Annotated in this window: 18 protein-coding genes and 1 other annotated feature; of the genes, 10 read left to right on the top strand and 8 right to left on the bottom strand. The window is 30.5% G+C overall.

What is annotated here, in order from left to right:
• Window positions 1–253: 253 nt before the first annotated feature.
• The 3 genes from SA378_RS04650 (at window position 254) to SA378_RS04640 (ending at window position 5,964) form a co-directional block, all read left to right on the top strand.
• A complete protein-coding gene (locus SA378_RS04650; RefSeq protein ID WP_318524819.1) occupies window positions 254–2,791 on the top strand; it encodes an S-layer homology domain-containing protein in 2,538 nt (845 codons plus the stop codon).
• A gap of 258 nt (window positions 2,792–3,049) precedes the next feature.
• Window positions 3,050–4,879: an O-antigen ligase family protein gene (locus tag SA378_RS04645; protein WP_318524818.1), complete on the top strand. Its 1,830-nt coding sequence runs from the start codon at window positions 3,050–3,052 to the stop codon at window positions 4,877–4,879.
• Window positions 4,880–5,286: 407 nt separating this feature from the next.
• Window positions 5,287–5,964, top strand: coding sequence for a hypothetical protein (locus tag SA378_RS04640; protein ID WP_318524817.1), 678 nt, complete (start codon window positions 5,287–5,289; stop codon window positions 5,962–5,964).
• 83 nt (window positions 5,965–6,047) lie between these two features.
• Here SA378_RS04640 and SA378_RS04635 read toward each other — a convergent pair whose 3' ends face one another.
• Both SA378_RS04635 and SA378_RS04630 read right to left on the bottom strand, forming a co-directional pair.
• Window positions 6,048–6,485 carry a DUF523 domain-containing protein gene (locus SA378_RS04635; protein ID WP_318524816.1) on the bottom strand — a complete coding sequence of 146 codons (438 nt, stop codon included), beginning with the start codon at window positions 6,483–6,485 and terminating at the stop codon, window positions 6,048–6,050.
• Window positions 6,486–6,738: 253 nt separating this feature from the next.
• Window positions 6,739–7,848 (bottom strand): HD-GYP domain-containing protein, encoded by a 1,110-nt coding sequence (locus SA378_RS04630; protein ID WP_318524815.1) that lies wholly within the window; start codon window positions 7,846–7,848, stop codon window positions 6,739–6,741.
• Between the two features lie 149 nt (window positions 7,849–7,997).
• On the opposite strand from SA378_RS04630, the gene SA378_RS04625 reads away from it, so the two are divergent.
• Both SA378_RS04625 and SA378_RS04620 read left to right on the top strand, forming a co-directional pair.
• Complete coding sequence (locus SA378_RS04625; protein WP_318524814.1) at window positions 7,998–8,780, top strand: REP-associated tyrosine transposase; 783 nt, start codon at window positions 7,998–8,000, stop codon at window positions 8,778–8,780.
• Between the two features lie 126 nt (window positions 8,781–8,906).
• Entirely contained in the window at window positions 8,907–9,392 is a 486-nt protein-coding gene (locus SA378_RS04620) for an FMN-binding protein (RefSeq protein ID WP_318524813.1), read from the top strand.
• A 52-nt stretch (window positions 9,393–9,444) separates the two neighbouring features.
• On the opposite strand, the gene SA378_RS04615 is transcribed toward SA378_RS04620, so the two are convergent.
• From SA378_RS04615 to SA378_RS04590, 6 genes are all read right to left on the bottom strand, one after another.
• The gene (locus SA378_RS04615) at window positions 9,445–10,041 is read right to left on the bottom strand and encodes a M23 family metallopeptidase (protein ID WP_318524812.1); all 597 of its coding nucleotides are present in this window, start codon (window positions 10,039–10,041) and stop codon (window positions 9,445–9,447) included.
• Window positions 10,034–10,396: a hypothetical protein gene (locus SA378_RS04610; RefSeq protein WP_318524811.1), complete on the bottom strand. Its 363-nt coding sequence runs from the start codon at window positions 10,394–10,396 to the stop codon at window positions 10,034–10,036. The genes SA378_RS04615 and SA378_RS04610 overlap by 8 nt, the downstream gene beginning before the upstream one ends.
• A 92-nt stretch (window positions 10,397–10,488) precedes the next feature.
• On the bottom strand, window positions 10,489–11,628 hold the full coding sequence (locus SA378_RS04605) for an HD-GYP domain-containing protein (RefSeq protein ID WP_318524810.1): 1,140 nt from the start codon (window positions 11,626–11,628) through the stop codon (window positions 10,489–10,491).
• Window positions 11,629–12,357: 729 nt separating this feature from the next.
• A complete protein-coding gene (gene hpf / locus SA378_RS04600; protein ID WP_318524809.1) occupies window positions 12,358–12,888 on the bottom strand; it encodes a ribosome hibernation-promoting factor, HPF/YfiA family in 531 nt (176 codons plus the stop codon).
• Window positions 12,889–13,178: 290 nt separating this feature from the next.
• Window positions 13,179–13,673, bottom strand: a complete 495-nt coding sequence (locus SA378_RS04595) for an HD domain-containing protein (protein ID WP_318524808.1) — start codon at window positions 13,671–13,673, stop codon at window positions 13,179–13,181.
• Window positions 13,674–13,922: 249 nt separating this feature from the next.
• The gene (locus SA378_RS04590; RefSeq protein ID WP_318524807.1) at window positions 13,923–15,398 is read right to left on the bottom strand and encodes a peptidoglycan DD-metalloendopeptidase family protein; all 1,476 of its coding nucleotides are present in this window, start codon (window positions 15,396–15,398) and stop codon (window positions 13,923–13,925) included.
• Window positions 15,399–15,654: 256 nt separating this feature from the next.
• On the opposite strand from SA378_RS04590, the gene SA378_RS04585 reads away from it, so the two are divergent.
• The 5 genes from SA378_RS04585 to ilvC all read left to right on the top strand — a co-directional run bounded on the left by SA378_RS04585 (window position 15,655) and on the right by ilvC (window position 21,360).
• Complete coding sequence (locus SA378_RS04585; protein WP_318524806.1) at window positions 15,655–16,734, top strand: DnaD domain-containing protein; 1,080 nt, start codon at window positions 15,655–15,657, stop codon at window positions 16,732–16,734.
• Entirely contained in the window at window positions 16,727–17,713 is a 987-nt protein-coding gene (locus SA378_RS04580) for an ATP-binding protein (RefSeq protein ID WP_318524805.1), read from the top strand. The genes SA378_RS04585 and SA378_RS04580 overlap by 8 nt, the downstream gene beginning before the upstream one ends.
• A gap of 14 nt (window positions 17,714–17,727) precedes the next feature.
• Window positions 17,728–19,356 (top strand): putative manganese-dependent inorganic diphosphatase, encoded by a 1,629-nt coding sequence (locus SA378_RS04575; RefSeq protein ID WP_318524804.1) that lies wholly within the window; start codon window positions 17,728–17,730, stop codon window positions 19,354–19,356.
• A 105-nt stretch (window positions 19,357–19,461) separates the two neighbouring features.
• Window positions 19,462–19,708, top strand: a binding site (T-box leader).
• A gap of 207 nt (window positions 19,709–19,915) precedes the next feature.
• On the top strand, window positions 19,916–20,146 hold the full coding sequence (locus SA378_RS04570; protein ID WP_318524803.1) for an ACT domain-containing protein: 231 nt from the start codon (window positions 19,916–19,918) through the stop codon (window positions 20,144–20,146).
• A 203-nt stretch (window positions 20,147–20,349) separates the two neighbouring features.
• Window positions 20,350–21,360 (top strand): ketol-acid reductoisomerase, encoded by a 1,011-nt coding sequence (ilvC, locus tag SA378_RS04565; protein WP_318524802.1) that lies wholly within the window; start codon window positions 20,350–20,352, stop codon window positions 21,358–21,360.
• The last annotated feature ends 98 nt before the right edge of the window (window positions 21,361–21,458 follow it).

Genomic DNA, 21,458 nt, shown 5'->3' with positions numbered 1-21,458 from the left:
CAAACTAAGACAATCCACATGAAAACATATACATGTAACATTACTGTAATATTAATATCAAAAACATATGCTATATTATATACATAGCACTTTGGCACCTATATCGCGAATATTACAATAAAATTACATTACTATCAATAATGTTGACTACATAATTTTGCGGTGTTATAATATTATAGTCGTTGTGCTATCACAATGAAGGTATTGGGGACCTAACACCCACAAAAACAAATTTCATAGGAGGAAATAAAGAATGAAAAAAGTATTATCACTTGTATTGGTAATCGCAATGGTATTATCAAGCATGAGCTTTGCATTCGCAGGCACATTTGAAGATGTAACTGGCGATTACGAAGATGCAGTTAACGCATTATCTGCATTAGGCGTAATCAATGGTTACGAAGACGGAACATTTAGACCTGAAAAAACTATAACTAGAGCAGAATTAGCTAAAATATTAGTTGAAGCTTTAGGTTATGGAGATTTAGTAGCAGGAGCATCAAGCAACTTTACTGACACTCAAGGACATTGGGCAAATGGTTATGTAGCTATAGCTGCTGGAACAGGCTTAGTTGTTGGATATCCAAACGGAACTTTCTTACCAGACAAAGCTGTTACATATGATGAAGCTTTAACAATGGTAGTAAGAGCATTAGGATATACTGATGCATCTCTTAAAGGAACTTGGCCAACAAACTACAAAGTAAAAGCTATTGACTTAGACCTTAATGATGATGTAGTAATGGCAACAGCTGCAGCTGACAGAGGCGGAGTAGCTCAGATTCTTTTCAACGCATTAGAAGCTAAAATAGTAAAAATTGATGAAGATGGCATAGTAGTTGAAACTACTAAGTTACTTATTGATAATGTTGCAAATCTTAAAGAATACTATTACGTTGGAATTGATAGATTTAACGAAGATGATAACGACTATTCAGGAAACTTAGTTGACTTAACACCTTATGTATATCAATATATTGATGCATATACAAATGATTCTGGTGATGTAGTTTATGTAAAAGGTAGTGATTCTGAAACTCTTACAGGAACAGTTAACAGTGTAAATGAAGCTTCTAAATCTTTTGTTGTAAAAGATTCTGAAGGGGACAAATATACAATAAACACTACTGGTTCTGGTGTTACTGTTTACTATAATGGTGAACAAACTACAATTACAGCAAGTGAATTCAACGAATTGTTATACAGAGGTGATGATAACTCTGCTAACTACGATGCATTAGAAGCTAAAATAACAGTTATTTCAGGTGATGATTTGGCTACTATTAAAGCCGGTGATTCTGAAGAAATAGAAAGCGGAGATTATGCAGATCATTTCATCGTTGAAAGAGCAACTAAAGCTATATTAGTAGACAGTGATTATGTATCTGGAAAAGCTAAAATATCTGGTGTTGACGGAACATCATTATCATTGCCTAAAGATACTGACAATGAAGTTGATTTAGACAAAGTAACTGTTACTGGTGCTGTTGATTCATTAGATGATATTGCTGAAAATGATGTTGTTGTAGCTTATGAAGCTAATGACGGTGCACCTGTTAAGTTAGTAGTTGTTAGGGATTCAGTAGAAGGTGAAGTATCAAAGACTGCTGATGGTCAAACAACAGTATATGTTGATGGAACAGAGTATACATTAAGCAGAATTGAAGGTTCAGTTCGTTATGGAACATTACCATCAGTTGGCGATGAAGGAACATTCTATTTAGACAATGCAGGAAAAATATTTGCTGTAGATACTGATGGGGAAGCTCTTACAGATTATGCTTTAGTTCTTAACAAAGCAAACGGTGAATATTCAAGCAAGATGGATGGTTCTATAACAGATTATCCACAGATTAAACTTCTTACTGCTGAAGGCGAGACAGTTGTTTATGACGTTTTAGTAGACCTTGACTTGACTGAAACAAATGATTTGGACGATTATGCTATTTACACTGACCACAGAGCTGCAACAGCAGCAACAGATGCGCCATTAGTAGCAGTAACTCCAATCGTAGGTGCTGAAACAACACAAAGTATTACATTGACTGCAACATTAACACCTGACACATTAATTAAGTATTCATTAAATGAAGATGGAGACATTGATGAAATCGAAATAATGAATACAGTTAGTGCAACAATTGATACAGATGATTTAGCTGATATAGCAGCAGATGACGCACTGGTATTCGATACAGCTAATGATGATGTAGTATCTATCGATAACTTGAAAGATGGTTCTCATACAGTATTGTATGATGATGGAGAAATAGTTGTATTTGTAACTAGTAACCTTGAATCTGCAAATGATGATATCTTTGGTGTAATCACAGCTTTAAGTTTAACTAAAAATGCTAAAGGTGATATAGTGACTGAAGTTACAGCATTTGTTGATGGTGCTGAAGTAACTTATTTAGCAGAAAATGATACAACTCCATTTACTGTACCATCTACTATAACAACAGGAACAGCTGTAGAATTCAACTTTGGAACAGATGATGAATTAGATAATGTTTCAGCTATAGCTAATGATACACTTGCAAATGGTGGAGATGTAAATGCTTTTGTTGGAACAGATGTACAAGTTACAGACGTAACATCTACTTACATTGTAATGGGTGGTACAACTTACAGATTTGCTAGTGACGTTGCTGTATACATCTATGATGAATCAGCTGCTGAATGGTCAATAGGTGATGTTTCAGACTTAAATGAAGGCGAACCAACAGCAGTATTCAATACAGCTGCAACAGATACTATTGCTAATATAGTAGTTCAAACACAACCTTAAAAAATAATATACCCATTGGGGTAATATAATCAACTTAAAGATATTGAAAGTTGATGATTCAATTAAAAAGAAGAGAAGTAGTTTAATAAAACTTATTCTCTTCTTTTTTCTATTAGAGCTATATTCGTCAAGTATCTTTAGATTTTACTTTAGCTGATAAAAATAAAATAACGGACTGTATAATTGCTAGGGTTTGTTTAATATTGACTATTTATATTAATAAGATATAATTATACTATACAGTTTTGGAGGTAAATAATGCAGAAAAAAAATACAAAAAATACAATGTCAAATTCTAAGAATTATATTAAGAACATTGGTTATTACTTGCCATTAATATTCATTATTGTAATTATACCACTAATAACTTATGGCAAAATTGTAAAATTGCCTATTGATGAGGCTAATTTTTGGAAAGGTGGATCTACGCATGTAGATTTTTTTAGTTACTATAAGTCTATAGCTTTAATTGTTGCAACTGTAGCTTTTTTCTTGTCATATTTTGGATTATTTTTGAATAATAAACTTCAATTACAAAAAGAGAAAAGATACTATATTCCTTTAGCCACATATATAATAATGTCGATATTTTCAACTATCATGTCTCAGAATAAGCATGTAGCAGTTGTAGGTTTTATTGAAATGTATCAGGGCATATTTGTTTTAATTTGCTATATAGTACTTACATTTATACTTATTAATTATACTAGAAATGAAAGAGATGTCAGAATTATAATGAATTCTTTTGTTGTATTGATAGCAATAGAAGGGTTGCTAGGTATAGGAGAATACTTCGGAATTGAATTTTTTCAAAGTTCTCTAGGTAAGTGGCTCATTACACCAAGTGAATTACGTGAAGCTACTATTATATTTTCTTCTGATAAGTACACCATTTTTGGTACATTATACAATAGTAACTTTGTAGGTAGTTTTTGTACATTAGTATTACCATTAGCTGTCGTGCTTTATTTGATTGCAGATGATAAAATAAAATCAATAATATTTGGCTTAATCGCTTTTCTCGCTTTTTCAATATGGTTAGGTTGCAATTCAAGGGCAGGATACCTTGGAGTTATGGTATCATCTGTTAATGGAGTTATATTATTTAGAAAATTAATAAAAGAAAAAATCAGCAAAATAATATTGCTAATTTTTGGATTTATTCTTATTACTGTTATTTTTAATAAAGCTTCTGATGGAAGAGTAAGTAGTCAATTAACAAGACTCAATCCTGGAGCTGAAATAGAAAAAATAGAGAATATTCAAAAGCAGGAGAAAATTAGATTTAAAGAAGTATCGGTAAAAGAAAACACTTTTACAGTTATTACAAGCAAAGAGACTCTTACTGGAATTGTGGAAAACTCAAAACTGAGTTTTATTGATGAAGATGGAATTGAACTAAATACTAAGACTGACGAAGATGGGAATATTACTATTATCGATAAGAAATATGAAGGTTATAGCTTTTCAATATTATCAAATAGTCAATTAAAAATAAATGCAAATTTTTACGATAGAACTTGGAGTTTATATAAATCTTTAGATGAGTATAATATAAAAGTCATTTCTTTTAATAACAAATTAACAGAGCCGATTGAAGCTCTACGCTTAAAATTTTTCGATGGAAAAGAAACTTTTGCTTCAAATAGAGGGTACATTTGGTCTAGAACTATACCAATGTTGAAAGATGTTATTTTAATTGGTTATGGTCCTGATAATTATCCGATGGTATTTCCACAGGAAGATTATGTAGGAAGGTTTAATGTTGGTACAAATGGTATGACAAGTATTGTGGTTGATAAACCCCACAATATGTATTTGCAGACAGCAATAAATACTGGCGTAGTATCACTAATTGCATTGATGTTCATTTGGGGTACATATTTGATTGACAGTTATAAGCTTTATATAAAAGGAAATATGATTTCGTACGTCGAATATATTGGGGCTTCAGTATTCTTAAGTATAATAGCGTATTTAGTAGCAGGTATATTTAACGATAGTATTATATCGGTTGCTCCGTTGTTCTGGGTTTTGTTGGGTACAGGTATAGGTATTAACATAATGACAAAGGAAAGAACAAGGTAATAAAAAAATTGAAAGTATGAGAGAAGCGGTATATTAATTGCAAATAGATTCAAGAGTGAACCTGTAGAAACTGATGAATACTTATTAATTTTGTCAAGATACATACATCAAAATCCTGTTAAAGCTGGAATATCCACTAGTATAGATAATTATAAATGGAGCAGCTTTAAGGAGTATTTAGGACAAAGTGAATTTACCAATACATGTTTTTTGGAAACAATAATGGGTAGAGAAAGTTTTAGGGGAGTTATTTCAAGATGCAAGTGAGACACTATGACATGTCCCTATCTGTCTATACTATCTGTCTCGTCAATAAATTTGCTCTATGGAGCTGTTACAGTTAGAAAATTATTGCATATTTAAATAGTTAATGTTATAATTTAGTAAAAAAATGAAGGGGCGTATACATGAAAAGCAATTATGTAATAAAATGTATGTTATTCATATTTATTTTTTTATTAATAGTGGGCTTATTCTCGCCTTTCATAGCGGAATATTTAAATAATGCAATGGGAACTGATATTAGTATAAATAGTTTTGACAGTAATTATTTATTAACAGTAATATCTGCAGCTAGTGCATTGGCTGGTGTGTTTTTTGTTATATATGGTTGGTATACAATAAGGGAACTGCCCAATACTATAGAGAAAACTATTAACGAAAAATTAGATAAGGAAATAAAAAAATATAATGAAAGAATTGACATCCTTTTAGAAGCAAGCCAAAAGATGAATACAGTCTATAATATAAAAGATGTAGATCAAAAGATTAATTTATTAAATGATATAATAGAATTATGTCCTGATATGTATAATGCAAGAATCACATTAGGTTATACTTATTGGTATGAAAAGAAAAATTATGAAAGTGCTGAACAGTGTTTTGAATCAGAATTGATGTCTAACCCTAATAATATAAATGCAATGTGTGATTTGGTTGCACTGTACGATGAAATGGATGAATCAAGAAATTCTATTAAATATGCTAAACAAGCACTTGATATTGATAAAAATATCAAAAACTATTTATTAAATGATTCAAGGTTAAAAGAAGACTTAAAGCAGAAAATTGAAGAGTTAAATTAAATATAAATATGAGAATAGGGGACGATTCTTTAAACAGGAAGAACTATCCCCTATTTTTTACTGAAGATGATAGGAATATCATCTTAGTACTCCTCATCACTTATTACTTCAATGCCGTTTTCACGGAGTAATTTTGCAGTTATGCCTTGTCCTTTTATTACATTTCTGCTGAATGTGCCGTCATAAATAAAGCTGCTTCCGCAGGATGGGCTTTTTTCTTTTAAGATTGCTTTTTTTATGTTGTACTTCTTAGCAAGATACAAAGTTTTTTGTGCTCCCGCCATGAAATTTTCTGTTTTATCTTCATTTTCGGCATTAATAACTTTGTTGTCTTTAATTTCACAAGGTAATCTTGGAATTAACAAACCACCTTCAACCTCAGGACAAACCATGAGTGCTTTTCCTTCATCCACAAGTTTTTTTACTTTCTCTGACAATGTTGTTTTTCCGTCATAACGGCACTTTTCTCCGCAAAGACATGCACTTACAATATATTCGTAATTTTTATTCATTTCATTCATCTTGTTCATCCCATTTTTAATAATTATATTTTCAATTTATTGACATAGCCCAATAAAATAATATTATTGACTTTGTTTCTTGAAAATTAAATTTGTGTATAATCATATTATGATTAGAGTGTCAAAAGCTATAGACTAACAACAGGCATACTGTATATATGAAATGATGTATTATAAATATACTGTATATAGTACGTTTGCGTGTTGGAATTTATGAAAATTGACTTTTGACGCCTTAACCATATTATAATTTTTAAATCTTAGAAATATTATTGAAATCTATATTATTGCTGTCGTATCCCATGTCGATTATTGTAGTATTCATATAATGTGAATCATTTAATAAATCAATGTCTTCACCTACGGTATTGTCTTGATTTACAATACGAACAACAGGTCTTATGTTATTTTCTACATGATTTTTAATTACTACACCTATTTTGCCATTGCTTAATTTTACAAAAATTCCAATTGGAAATGCAACAACGCTTTTTAAAAAAACACTTAAAATGTCATAATCAAAATGTGTATCTGCGCATCCCATTATATATTCAATTACTTCATTGGGAAAACAAGTTTTTCTGTATGAACGGTCTGAAGACAAAGCGTGGTATACATCACATATTGCTAAAATTCTGCCGTACAAAGGTATATTTTCCTTTGATTTTCCATATGGATAGCCTGAGCCGTCTAATTTTTCATGGTGGCTTTCAATGCCTTTTAATATATCATCAGATACCAAATTCTTTAACATATTCACAGCGCTTGTAGGGTGAGATTTAATTATTTCAAATTCATCACTGGTCAATTTACCGGGCTTATTTAATATTTCCAGAGGTATAAGTGTTTTTCCTATATCGTGAAGAAATCCTGCCATGCCTAAATCATGGAGTATTTGTTTGCTTAAACCCATGGATATACCTGTTGAAATACTAAGATTAGCTACGCTAAGGCAGTGTTGATATGTATATTCATCATGATTTTTAAAATCCATTACATTATTCGTAAGTTCTCTTTTTACTAAAATTTCAGAAATTAATTCATCAACAATAAATGAAAATTTATGAATTGAAGAGTCAGTTATTATTCCATCTGTTTCACACAATTTTGAATATACTTCTTTTATTTCAGTCAGTGCTTTAGTTTCCAGATTTTTATTAATACCATATTCATAGTCCAAGTCGTTAAAAGCTGCATTTTCAATATAGACACCTTCTATATTATGAAATATTATCTTTTCAATGTAGTGATTATTCAATGGTTGACCTTTAGTAAGCAACACTGTTTTAAAGTTTCTGCCATTTAAGTATATGTCTTTGGCTAGAATCATGCCGGGTTTTAGATAACTTTTAGTTATAAACATACCATGCTCCTAAATAATATTTTTTCATTTATATGATATCACATTTTTGATAAATAATAAATGAAATAATTGGGGACGGTTCTTTTTGATTGACAAATTCTTGAAATTGTAATAGGATTATTTTAAGATATAATTTTGGGGGTGAAAAAATGCCAAGACAAGCAAGAATAAAAAGTTCTACGGGAATATATCATATAATGATAAGGGGTATAAATAAAGAACAGATATTTAACAGAGCTGTGCATAAAAATAAGGTCATAGAAATAATAAAAAATATAAGAGAAGATATTGAGTTTGATGTTATAGCTTATTGCGTAATGGATAATCATTTACATTTACTGATAAAGGCGGATGAAGACAAGCTTGAAACATTAATGAAAAAATTGAATATCAAATATGCTATGTATTACAATAAAATTGAAAAAAGATATGGACATGTGTTTCAGGACAGATTCAAAAGTGAAGCAGTAGAAAATGATAAATATTTTCTAGGCGCATTAAGATACATACATAATAACCCTGTTAAGGCCGCTATAACAAAGAATATAATGGATTACTCATGGAGCAGCGCCAAAGATTATATTAATTTGCATTCTGAAATAATAACTGACAAATATTTAAATGAAATATCAGGTTTATTTACAAATAAGAATGAATTTGTAACATTTCACAGCATAAGTGATGATAATTTATATATTGATACAAAAGAAGAAGAAAGTGAAAATACTAGAAATATAGTTAGTAGCCTAATAGAAAAATTTGTAATTGAGTACGGAATATCAGATCAAAGTCAAGCAACTATTGATAAAAAAGAAGAACTGGCTGAAAAACTGATTAAATTGAATATTATTTCTTATAGAGAAATATCTGAACTTTGTAATATATCTTTTTATAAAGTAGCTGGAATCAGCAAAAAATTAAAAGCAGAATAATTTCAATCAAAAAGAACCGTCCCCGATTTTGCTAAAACTTTAATAAAAATTTAATTATTTTTTACTTCTATTTTACAAAAATGGTGGTATAATCATATAGTATTATTAAAATATTTGGAGGGTAAGATGAAAAAAATATCATTAGTTTTAGTATTAGCATTAATGTTGTTTAGTTTTGCTGCTTGTTCAAGCAATGAAGCTGCAGCACCAGCACCAGCACCAGCTGAAGAACCAGCACCAGCTGAAGAACCAGCACCAGCTGAAGAACCAGCGCCAGCTGAAGAACCAGCACCAGCTGAAGAACCAGCGCCAGCTGAAGAACCAGCACCAGCTGAAGAACCAGCACCAGCTGATGGAGCTGCAACATTAACTGGAACAGCAAAAGGATTTGGCGGAGACGTTACTGTTACTTTAACAGTAAACGGTGACGACATAACAGCAGTTGAAGCAGTTGGAGCAGATGAGACACCAGGCATGGGATCACTAGCAATTGAACAGTTACCAGCATTAATAATTGAAGCTGATTCTGCAGAAGTTGAAGCAGTTTCAGGTGCTACTATAACAAGCAACGCTATAATTGAAGCTGTTAATGCTGCATTAGCTACAAAATAATTAGATACTATTAACAGCAAAACCCGTCTTTTAAGGCGGGTTTTATGTTATGCTATAATAATGCTTTTGCTAATTTTGTAATTAAATCATTTCCATATTTATAATCGTTAGCAATATAATCCATTGTTTTATCTTCTAAACCTGCTTTAGTTTTAACTATTGATATAGCTGTTTCCAATGTCAAAGCTTTTGCACTTTCCTGATATTCTTCTATAAAAAGCATTGGATCTACCGTTCTCATAAATACACTTCTGTCACAACTGGCTCTATCCCAAAAATTATCATAGGTGCAAATTCTTAGTTCAAGGTGCAAGTGAGGTCCTGTGGTAGTTCCTGTATCACCTGAGTATCCTATTAAATCGCCTGCTTTCACTGTTTTACCTTGTGTGACAACATTGTTTAACAAATGAGCATAAAGTGTGCCGAATTTTCCATGATTCAAAGCTATATAGTAGCCGTATCCTTCGCCGTCATATTTTGCAGCCATGACTGTACCGTCATCTACTGCATACACTGGAGTTTGTAAATTGGCATATAAATCGATTCCATTGTGCCACCAATAATTTATACCATTCACAGTTAAATTTCTAAGACCGTAAGGACTGGTTACAACAATTTTTTCTAAGGGGAGAAATTTGAATTTAACCAACGTCATCATTTTCTTGACGTTTTAATAGGTTTTTATTTTCTATATTTTCAAAGTATTTATCTACAGCTTTGTCCATTTGTGTTTTAGCGTATGCTTCAATTCCATTAAATGTGCTTTGTACTATTTTTTCAATACAGGACTTTGTAAATATGATTCTTAAAGGGCGTGGGATAAAGTTATACAATGTGTCAACTACCCAAGAGAATTTTTGTCCCCCTGCTTTGCTCACGTCTTTATATAATTCTTCTGCTTCGGTTATATATTTAATTGAACTGTTTCTAATTTTTTCGTTAGCTTTTAAATAAGCTGACAAGGCACCAAATATAATTGTTAATAAAGGAATTATAAGTTCCATAATTGACTCTAAGTTAAATTCCATGATATTTTATTTTCACATCCAAAAAATTATTTGTTAGATATTATATTCAAATAATTTTTTTTTGTTATTTAATTCTTTACATTTATCTCGTATGTTGACTTTAATATTTTGTTAAATCCTAAACCGTCATAATCATATGCCATATCAATTATAGTAACGTTCATGTGATTTTTATCATAAAGAAGATCTATATCTTCTCCAACAGTACCATCTTCATTAATAATGCGTATTATTGGCCTCATTATATTTTCAGGATAGTTTTTTACAACTACGGCCAAATTTTTATTACTAAGTTTAACAAATGTTCCTATAGGATATGCGACTATAATTTTTAAAAAACTCTTTAATATTTCATAATCAAAGTGTGTGTCAGCACAGCCCATAATGTATTCTATTACTTCACTCGGGAAAGAAGCCATTCTGTATGATCTATCGGAAGTAAGAGCATCATATACATCGCAAACTGCCAGTACTTTAGCATAATAATGTATGTTATTTCCGGTTAAACCATAAGGGTATCCTGTGCCATCTAACTTTTCATGATGACTTTGTATACCTGCCAATACGTTATAAGGAACAAGGTTTTTTAATTGATTAACAGCCTTTGTAGGGTGCGTCTTCATGATTTCCATTTCTTCGTCTGTAAGTTTGCCTGGCTTGTTAAGTATTTCTACAGGTATAAACATCTTCCCGATGTCGTGAAGAAGTCCGGCTATACCTAAATCATGAAGCATCTGCTCGTTCAATCCCAAAGAAATGCCTGTGGATATGCTCAAAACAGCCACATTAAGGCAATGTTGATATGTATAATTGTCGTAATCTTTAAACTCTATTATATTGTAAGAAAGAACCTCTTTACCTAGAAGTTCTATAATTAATTTGTCTACAATTGTGGAAATTTGTCTGATTGTTGATGAATTTATTTTTCCTGAACTCATTTTAAATTCGTAATAAACATCCTTTATTTTGTTTAATGATTTTGCTGTTAAAGCATCATTAATAAAGGATTCAACATCAATGTCTGCAAAAGCTTCACTTTCAATATATGCACCATCAATATTGTGATGAATAATCTTTTTTATAAAAGTATTATTTAAAACTTGTCCTTTAGTCAGAAGCAATGTGTTGAAATTGCTGTTGTTATATAAATATATGTCTCTTGCTAAAATCATGCCTGGCTTAAGATGTTTATTTGTTATAAATAACATGAAATACTCCAATAATTTAATTTTTTAGATACTATGACAGTATAACATATAATAGTGCAAATTTCTATATTTTTTTGCAAGTATGTTTTAAAATACACATCAAATGTTCATCACTTGTATGATTGTTTTGTGATTTATTAGTTATTGTATAAAAATTAAATAGAATACATTATCTATTATAATAAGTATTCTCTAAATATTCATTTTCAAATTATTATAAATATTGTAACAGGCTCGAGCTTGTTACAAATTGTGTAACTACTTAAATAAGTGTTAAAATTATTTAAATTAATTTAATAAAGTAATTAAAACAGAAGGTTTGTTCTATATATATTAAAGTTATCCACACTTGTGGATAGAATTGTTAACAACTCAATAAGTTGAAAAACTTAAGGCTAATTATTGTCAAGTATTTTTTTTGTAAATTTTTGAAAAAGTTTCTATTGAAATTTCAATGTAACATACTCATAAAATTTACACAGCTTATACACTATTGTGGACAACTTATTATTTGCATAAGCAGTATAAATATAAGGTAAAATTATAAATCACATTGTTACATTATTCGACATGCATACAATTTTATGTAATATATAATTCATATGTTTGGGGAAATATGGACGTATAACAAGGACTAATTATTTGCTAAGCAAAAAAACGCAGTCACGATGACTGCGTTTTTTGTGTTGCTGAAATTTTATAATTTAGAGGTAAGGTTATGCTGTATGTTTATAATTCTGGTTCTATTAAACCATAATTGTAATCTTTTCTTTTATAAACAACATTTACTTCTTCAGTATCTGCATTTAAGAAAACGAAGAAATTATGTTTTAGTAAATCCATTTGAAGTATTGCTTCTTCTATATTCATAGGCTTTATTGCAAAGCGCTTTGTTTTCACTACTTTAAATTCTTCTGTATACTCATCATCGAGAGGTTCTATATTTTCGAATTTAATTGATTCATTTATATGTCTTTTATCTTGTAATTTTGTTTTGTATTTTCTAATTTGTTGCTCTAATGATTCCACTGCTTCATCTATAGCATTGTACATGTCATCGGAATACTCTTCTACACGTACTATTCTGCCATTAAAAGGTATAGTCACCTCAACTTTATGTATTTTTTTTTCAACGCTTAAAACTACTTTTGTCTCGATGTCCTGCTGAAAAAACTTGTCTAGCCTCCTTAGTTTTTTAACTGTTGCATCCTTTAATGCATCTGTGAGTTGCATGTTTTTGCCATAAATAGATATCTTCATGCAGTCAACCCCTTTCAAGTTATTTATTATTAATATACTTAAATATTACCCAAATATGAAACAAATAAACACTTTTAAATAAAATATTTAATTTTATTGAGAAATAAAAAAAGATGCTTTCACATCTCAACTATTGACAAACCCTATTCATGTCATCCAAAACACAGTGAAGGATCTCTAAAAAAATTCAAAAGATAAGATTCTTCAACTACGTCTCAGAATGACAAGATCTGAAATTACATTTTGTAATCAAGTTAAGATGCTTTCGCATCTAAATAAATCAGTTTATTTTACTCAACGACATATGCTGCTTTTTTCTTCTTATTATATGTCATCTTCTTTAAGTTTGAAGCATATTCAAATGTTGCAATGTACTTGTCCACGTAGCTCACAATCCATGCTTCTTTTGATTTTGGAATTCCAAAAGGGAACATGTGACCTTTTATAATGTTTTCTTCTTTTTTATTTAAATCAAAATATTTACTTGCATTTTCAAAAGCTATTATGGGATGAATAATAGCATGTTTTATCGAATCAGTTATTATTCTCGGACCAAAACACTTCTTAAACTTATAAAGAAAGAAGTCATGTAGCAATGCTCCTCTTATTGTAGCTTCCCAGTCTAAATTGTGCTTATATGCCATCTGATAAGAGTAAAAAGCAACTTTTACGGAATGCTCATAAACAATTTCATCATGATGCTTAAGATATCTCATTTGCTGATATTTTTCATGTTCGATAATTGGTCTTGCAATTTCCATAAATCTATTATCTAAATATATCATTATACCATCCTTCTAGTAATTTAAATTTGCAGGGGATGCCAAACAGCTAATTGTTTATACCACTAAAATTTAAATTCATAATACCCATACATAATATTACGGAAACCATAAAAATGCAAGTTAAAATTTAATTAAAAATTAAAAATTAAAAATAAAAATTAAAAATAAAAATTAAAAAATAAAAAATAAAAACTTATAGTATAAATATAAAAAGCCGCTGATTGCTCAACGGCGTAGTATTCAAATTTATTAATATATATATGACGCGGGGTTCACTACTGATCCGTATTTCATTATTTCAAAATGTAAATGCGGTCCTGTAGAAACTCCTGTGGAGCCAACTGCTGCAATTATCTGTCCCTGATATACTTTATCGCCTGCTGACACGTACATATCGCTGCAATGCGCATATCTTGATGAGTATCCGCCTCCATGATTTATAAGAATTGAATAACCGTAAGATCCATCCCATCCGGCTGATATAACTGTGCCGCCGTCGGTTGCTTTAATTGATGAACCTGTAGCTTTAGCTAAATCAATTCCTCTGTGGAAACCTCCGCTTCTAGATCCAAATCTTGATGATATCATTGCTCCTGGAAGAGGATTGATAAAAGTTCCTGTACCTATTCTTGGTGGTGGATCTTGAGTACCTGTTGTTACAATTTTTGTTGTAGGTTCTGATATTACTGATTCTGATATAGTTTCTTTTGCAATTTGAATTCCGTTTTGCTCTGTAATAATAGCTTCTATTTCTGATATACCATATTTTCCTGAACGTTCGACAACTTCTTCGTCGTTGTACATATATGAAACGTATTGATATTCCGTTTCAAAAGGCATTTTTTCTTCCTGTGTTACTTTTCTTTTAACCTGTACGTTTATAAATGGTTTTGGAACTACTAAATTTAATTCTTCACCAATTTGTATATTTTCTGAGTCCGATGAAGGGTTTGCTGATATTAATTCATCTAATGACATATTGAAATATTCTGCAATAGTCCAATATGTGTCTCCTTCTTCAACTACGTATTTTTGTTCTTCATCTGTACCCTTAATTATGTAATTTGCTAATTCTTCAGCTGCTTGAATGTCCGTATTGGAAGCTTTAATTTGACTGATTTCTACTTTTTCCTTAGTATTAACTTCTATTACGGATTCTTTATCATAATTTTGAGTGAAGTAATTTTTAACTTTTTCAACAACATTTTTAGCTTCTAATTCTGAATTTACTACACCAACTTGGTTTCCATCAACTTTGATTGCATCAGCTAATATGGAATAGCTTGCATTTTCTGCAAGTATGTTGTAAAGTTCTTCGCCGGATATAATTTCTTTATCTTTTGCTTTTGAAGGTTCTATTTGAAAATTATTTTCAATTGATAAATCGTGTTGGTGTTTTTCTTCCAAGTCATATTCTAATTCTTCAAGAGCAGTGTCTAATTGTTCAAGGTCTCTGATTTTGCAAAGTTCCTTGCCATCTGCTAATATTGAAAAACTGTCAGTTGAAAACACATTATTCTCGTGAGAATCCAAATAGTCTAAAGAGTAAGATCCGCTTAATATTAATGTAGTTGCACATGCAAGGGCTATTGCGCCTTTGATTTGTTTATTCAATAAGAATGGGATAATTTGTTTTTCTTGTCCTTCTTCAGGGAGTTTTTTAAAAATTTTATCGGCTTTATTAAGAGTTAAGTTCTTTATGAATGTTAAATTTAGTTTTTTCATAGTATACTTCCTAGTCTTTTTTTGTGATATTACAGTACTAAGAAAAAATAGTATTTTTCTTTTAATTTAAAAAATGATATAATAAAACATACTTCATAGTATCGTGATTTAATTAATCATCTTATAATATTATAGTATTAAACATGCTATGTTGTCAACCAGATATCTAGAAAATGTTTTCACAAAAACATAATAAGATTATTACGAATATATTACAATCATATTACAACATATTATTGCCAAAGAGGAGAAAAGTATGTATTTTATTCTTCAAGAAATGAAAATAGATTTGGGGGATACCCCTATAGAGAATATCTTTATCAATGATTATATGCCCGGAGCAGATGGAACATATGTTAAAGTCTATCTTTTGGGCTATAAATATGCTAAGGACAAACAACAGAATTTTAACAATGCTACAATTGCAAAGAACTTAAAATTACCACTTTCTGATGTTTTAAATGCGTGGACTTACTGGGAAAAAGAAGGTATAATAATCAAGCATGAAACTGATGACGAATATAATTATATAATTGAATTTGTAAATTTGAAACAGTTCTATATTGACAATGTTTACAAATATATAGCAAAAAGCATACCGGAGAACAACAATTATATAGACAATAATGAACTTGTATCATTCAACAGGGGATCTGACAATAAAAAAATGATGGAAGAAATTGAAGAAATGTTTGGTAGGCCATTAAAAATTAATGAAAAACAAAAGATAGTAACATGGCTAAACACTTATAAAATGAAGACAGATATTATGACACAAGCTTTCAGTTACTGCATAAACAATAAAAAAGTTAAGAAGTTTAATTATATCGAATCAGTAGTTTCTGCATGGCATGATGAGGGTGTTAACGATATTGATACTATGGTTGAGTATTTGGAAAAACGAAATGATAGATTTTCTATGTATTCAAGAATAAGCAAATCTCTTGGCTTTATAAGAACATTGACTGAAGCTGAAATGAAGACTATTGACAGGTGGTTTGACGAATGGGGTTTCTCTTTGGAGATGATTTTAAGGTGTTTGGAAAATTCAACAAAAATCAATAATCCAAATATAAATTATTTTGATAAAATATTAAGCGAATGGTATAAAAATGGATTTAAGACAATAGAAGATCTTAAAAATGATAAAAAACCTGAAGTAAAAATGAAACCATCGAAGGAAACAGCAAAGACTAAAAACAAATTTCATAATTTTATTCAAAGTGAAGATTATTCAGGGGAAGATATAGAAAACATTGCTAGAAAAAGGTTTGAAAATAAGCTCAATAAATTAGGTCTTAAAGTACCGGAAGAAGGAGACGGGAGTGATGAATAAACAAATAATTGAAAACATTATGACTGAATATAACAGAAAAAGACTTAAAGCAGCTCATGAATCTGATTTGAAAAAAGAAAAACTCTATGATAAAATTCCCCGTCTGGAGGAAATTGAAAAACAAATTAAACTTTTAAGCATAAGTTTGTCAAGGCTTTTTTTGTCTAATCCGGTAAATTTACAGGAACAGATTTTGAATATAAAGGAAGAAATTGAATATTTAAAAAAACAAAGGAAAGAAATATATGAACAATACAATATTGCTGACAATTATCTTGAGATAGAATATGAATGCGATAAATGCAATGACACAGGATATACTCCTGACGGTAAAAAATGCAGCTGTTTTAACAGACAAATTATTAATAATTTATATACCATGTCTAATATGGTTCATATGCTGAAGAAAGAAAATTTTGATTTTTTTGATATAAGTGTATTCAGCAATGAAATTTATAAAAGTGAAAAGCTAACACCAAAGCAGAATATGTATTATATTTTAGAAATATGTGAAGATTTTTGCTGTAATTTTCATGAAACAAATATGAATTTGCTATTTTACGGAGGAACAGGTCTTGGTAAAACATTCATGTGCAATTGTATTGCAAACTCTTTGATAAACATGGAAATTTCAGTGCTATATCAAACTGCATTTTCTTTGTTTGAAATTATAGAAACACACAAGTTCAACAAACAAAATGAAACTGAGGAAAACAAAATTAATTACAATATGATTTTTGAATGCGATTTATTAATAATTGATGACCTTGGCACTGAGGTCAGCAATTCATTTACCAATGCAGAGCTTTTCAATATTATTAACGAAAGACTGATAACTGAAAAGAAGGTAATAATATCAACTAATTTGTCATTTGAGCAGTTGAGAGAAACATATTCTGACAGGATAATGTCCAGAGTAATTAATAATTTTGCACCACTTAAATTTTACGGTAAAGATTTAAGGTATAAAAGCAAGTAAGAAAAGGAGCGAACATGAAATACAATTTAATATTCGGACACAAAACACCTGACACAGACAGTGTTTGTGCAGCAATAGCGCTGTCGGAGCTTAAAAATATAATTAATGAACCATCTAAGCCATATATTCTTGGTAATTTAAACAAGGAAACTGAATTTGTATTGAATTATTTTAATGTTACAGTTCCAGAAAAATTAAACAATGTGAAAATTCAAATCAAAGATTTGAATTATGAGAAAATAAGGCCGTTTATGAAACATCAATCGGTTCATTTTGCATATTTCAATATGAATGAAAACAAATTGAGAACATTGCCCATAGTTGATGAAGAAGGCAATTTGTCCGGTATTATTACTATGAAAGATATTGCAATGAGTTTAATCAATACAGACCAAAAACACTTGCACACTTCTTACGACAATATAATTGAAACTTTACTTGGAAAAAATCTTTTGAAATTTGATGAAATAATAGATGGTGATATAATCGTAGCATCTTTTGAAGAAAATACTTTAAGAAGTTCTGATATAATCAGTAAAAATTCAATTGTAATAGTTGGGGACAGATATGATGTAATCAAGTATTCAATTGAAATAGGAGTAAAGTTAATAATTGTAACTGGCGATTTGCAGGTTTCATCTGATTTAATTGATATGGCAACTAAAAATAAAGTAAACTTAATTAGTACCGGTTATCACACCTATTATACTGCAAAAAACATTTCTCTTTCAAAATATGTTGAAGATATCATGAAAAGTCAAGACATCATGATGTTTTTTGAGGAAGATTATTTAAATGAATGCAAGGAAGATATTGAACAGTCAAGGCATTCAAAGTTTCCTGTAATATCAAAGGATAAAAAATATCTGGGGCTTTTGAGCAGAAATCATTTAATTAATCCTAAAAGAAAAAGAGTTATACTTGTTGACCACAATGAAATGAATCAAAGTGCAGAAGGCCTTGAGGAAGCAGAAATTCTCGAAGTAATCGATCATCATAAAATAGGTGATATTAGAACTATAATTCCAATAAGCTTCAGAAACAGTCCTGTTGGCAGTTCTAATACAATAATTTATCACATGTACAAAGAAAACAATGTGGAAATAAAAAAAGATATAGCCGGTCTCATGTTATCCGGGATAATATCAGATACATTGTTGTTCAAGTCACCTACAACAACAGAAAGAGATAAAGATGCTGCAGATAATCTTTTGAAAATTGTGGATATTGATTTATATAAATATGCAATGGAAATGTTCAAAGCCGGTACATCTCTTGAAGGAAAAACAATGGAAGAAATTATATACCAGGATTTTAAAAGGTTTAACTTGGAATATAAAAATGTTGGTATTTCTCAGGTATTTACACTGGATATAAATCAAATCATGAGCAAAAAAGAAGAATACATAAAGCTCATAGATAATATTACAGAAAATATGGATTATTTTATATTGATTATGGCTGTCACAGATATTGTAAATGAAGGTTCGTATATATTTTACACATCAAGCAAGGAAAGGCTTGTTAAAGGAATATTTGAGGAAGAAGATGTATTCCAGGGAATTTATGTTGATAAATGTGTTTCAAGGAAAAAACAAATTGTTCCGAAAATAATAAGTGCTTTGAAATTAATTCGACAATAAACAAAGCCCAAGCGTTGTGTTGCAACGAATGGGCTTTAACAAAATAAAAAAATTAAAAAAGTGTTGACAAGCCATTTGGCTTTGTGTATAATCTAATACAAGTTAAAAAAAGCTTTGACGGAGACAAAAATATCATAAAAATAACTTCAGAGAGCCGATGGATGGTGAGAATCGGTGTTATAAGATATAATAATCACTCCTGAGCTTCTGAGTCGAAGAAACAGTAGACGAAGACGTATTTCTGCGTTATAAGAATAGAGTTCAAAAAACATATAGTTTTTTCGACTTGAATGAGGCGATATTTTTTTATCGTAAAATAGGGTGGTACCACGAAAGACCTTTCGTCCCTATATACATCTAATGTATATAGAGACGAGAGGTTTTTTTGTATGCCCTAACCCCATTTTTCAGAGTGTTTTTTCTGAAAAATGGCGGTAGGTCAACCGCAACGAATTCCAAATTTATGCGACCAAAGGGAGCAAATAAATTTGTGAATGAGACTGAGTATGCCCTAACCAATCGCACCTCAGGTTGAAATTAAAAAAATCAAGGAGGTTATATGTGCAGGACAATTAGTTTTAGAGTATCAAGCGGAATGGATTCAGCAGTAAGAGTGTTGACAACATTAAGGAGAAAGCAATTTGATGTTAAAGGGTTCAGTATGTTGCCATTGGATGCAAATAATTCTCAATTTAAAGTTACACTAGAAGATGAAAATAAACAAAGCTTCGAAAGAGCAATGCTTCAGATGAAAAAAATCATTGATGTTTATGATGTTTACGAACAGTAAATAACTCAATAGTTAAAGTAAGAGATTATCTCAATTTATGTTATCCTGAGCATAGCGAAGGACCTCATCTTTTAACTTTAAATAAAAAGTGCTGAGATTCTTCGTGAAAAACTCAGAATTATACAACAACAAGAAAGTGACTGCCAAATATAGGCATTACTAATAAACCAATAACAAAACAATTTCTTAGGAGGAAATAAAAAATGGGAACAATGTATTATGATAAGGATGCGGATTTAAAAGTATTTGAAGGAAAAACAGTGGCCATTGTTGGTTATGGAAGTCAAGGACATGCTCATGCTCTTAACTTAAAAGAAAGTGGAGTTAATGTTGTTGTAGGTTTACAAGAAACAAGCAAATCAAAAGCAAAAGCTGAGTCACACGGATTGACAGTTAAAACTGTTGCTGAAGCTGTTAAAGAAGCTGACGTCGTAATGGTTTTAGCTCCAGATACAGTACAAAAACAAATTTATGAAGAAAGCATAGCTCCAAATTTAGAAGAAGGAAATGCCCTTGCTTTTGCTCATGGATTCAACATCCACTACCATCAAATAGTACCGCCAAAAAACATAGATGTATTCATGGTTGCTCCAAAAGGACCTGGACATTTAGTTAGAAGACAATACCAGGAAGGCAAAGGCGTACCTGATGTATTTGCAGTTTACCAGGACTACACAGGAAAATGCAAAGATTTAACATTGGCATATGCAAAGGGAATCGGCGGAACAAGAGCCGGGGTAATTGAAACAACATTCAAAGAAGAGACTGAAACAGATTTATTTGGTGAACAAGCTATTCTTTGCGGCGGCGTTACAGAATTGATGAAAGCTGGTTTTGATACGTTGACACAAGCCGGATACCAGCCAGAAATTGCATATTTCGAATGCTTGCATGAAATGAAACTTATAGTTGATTTAATATATGAAGGCGGATTTGAAAATATGAGATATTCAGTAAGTGACACTGCAGAATACGGAGATTATATAACAGGAACAAAAATTGTTACTGAAGATACCCGTAAAACAATGAAAAAAGTTCTTTCAGATATCCAGGACGGAACATTTGCATATGACTGGATTTCAGAAAACAAAGCTGGAAAACCTAGGTTCCTTGCAATGAAAAATATGGAATTGAATCATCCAATAATCGAAACAGGTAAAAAATTAAGATCAATGATGTCATGGATAAACAAACCTGCTGAAGGGCAAGAATAATAGATAGTGTAAAGTAGCTTATGAAAAACAAGGTCAAAAAAATTAGGTATATATGAACCTAGAAAATCGCAAAAATATAGTTCAAGGATAATCGTCGC

The organism is Sedimentibacter sp., from assembly GCF_033447055.1.
Taxonomy (GTDB): Bacteria; Bacillota; Clostridia; order Tissierellales; family Sedimentibacteraceae; genus Sedimentibacter.
This window is presented reverse-complemented; position numbering and strand designations above follow the sequence as displayed.

Coding starts and splice junctions, on each gene's coding strand:
- SA378_RS04635 (WP_318524816.1), bottom strand. CDS start 6,485: ATGAATGAAATGAATAAAAATTACGAATATATTGTAAGTGCATGTCTT.
- SA378_RS04640 (WP_318524817.1), top strand. CDS start 5,287: ATGAAAAGCAATTATGTAATAAAATGTATGTTATTCATATTTATTTTT.
- SA378_RS04625 (WP_318524814.1), top strand. CDS start 7,998: ATGCCAAGACAAGCAAGAATAAAAAGTTCTACGGGAATATATCATATA.
- SA378_RS04585 (WP_318524806.1), top strand. CDS start 15,655: ATGTATTTTATTCTTCAAGAAATGAAAATAGATTTGGGGGATACCCCT.
- hpf (WP_318524809.1), bottom strand. CDS start 12,888: ATGAAGATATCTATTTATGGCAAAAACATGCAACTCACAGATGCATTA.
- SA378_RS04575 (WP_318524804.1), top strand. CDS start 17,728: ATGAAATACAATTTAATATTCGGACACAAAACACCTGACACAGACAGT.
- SA378_RS04650 (WP_318524819.1), top strand. CDS start 254: ATGAAAAAAGTATTATCACTTGTATTGGTAATCGCAATGGTATTATCA.
- SA378_RS04630 (WP_318524815.1), bottom strand. CDS start 7,848: ATGTTTATAACTAAAAGTTATCTAAAACCCGGCATGATTCTAGCCAAA.
- ilvC (WP_318524802.1), top strand. CDS start 20,350: ATGGGAACAATGTATTATGATAAGGATGCGGATTTAAAAGTATTTGAA.
- SA378_RS04580 (WP_318524805.1), top strand. CDS start 16,727: ATGAATAAACAAATAATTGAAAACATTATGACTGAATATAACAGAAAA.
- SA378_RS04590 (WP_318524807.1), bottom strand. CDS start 15,398: ATGAAAAAACTAAATTTAACATTCATAAAGAACTTAACTCTTAATAAA.
- SA378_RS04620 (WP_318524813.1), top strand. CDS start 8,907: ATGAAAAAAATATCATTAGTTTTAGTATTAGCATTAATGTTGTTTAGT.
- SA378_RS04595 (WP_318524808.1), bottom strand. CDS start 13,673: ATGATATATTTAGATAATAGATTTATGGAAATTGCAAGACCAATTATC.
- SA378_RS04570 (WP_318524803.1), top strand. CDS start 19,916: ATGTGCAGGACAATTAGTTTTAGAGTATCAAGCGGAATGGATTCAGCA.
- SA378_RS04610 (WP_318524811.1), bottom strand. CDS start 10,396: ATGGAACTTATAATTCCTTTATTAACAATTATATTTGGTGCCTTGTCA.
- SA378_RS04605 (WP_318524810.1), bottom strand. CDS start 11,628: ATGTTATTTATAACAAATAAACATCTTAAGCCAGGCATGATTTTAGCA.
- SA378_RS04645 (WP_318524818.1), top strand. CDS start 3,050: ATGCAGAAAAAAAATACAAAAAATACAATGTCAAATTCTAAGAATTAT.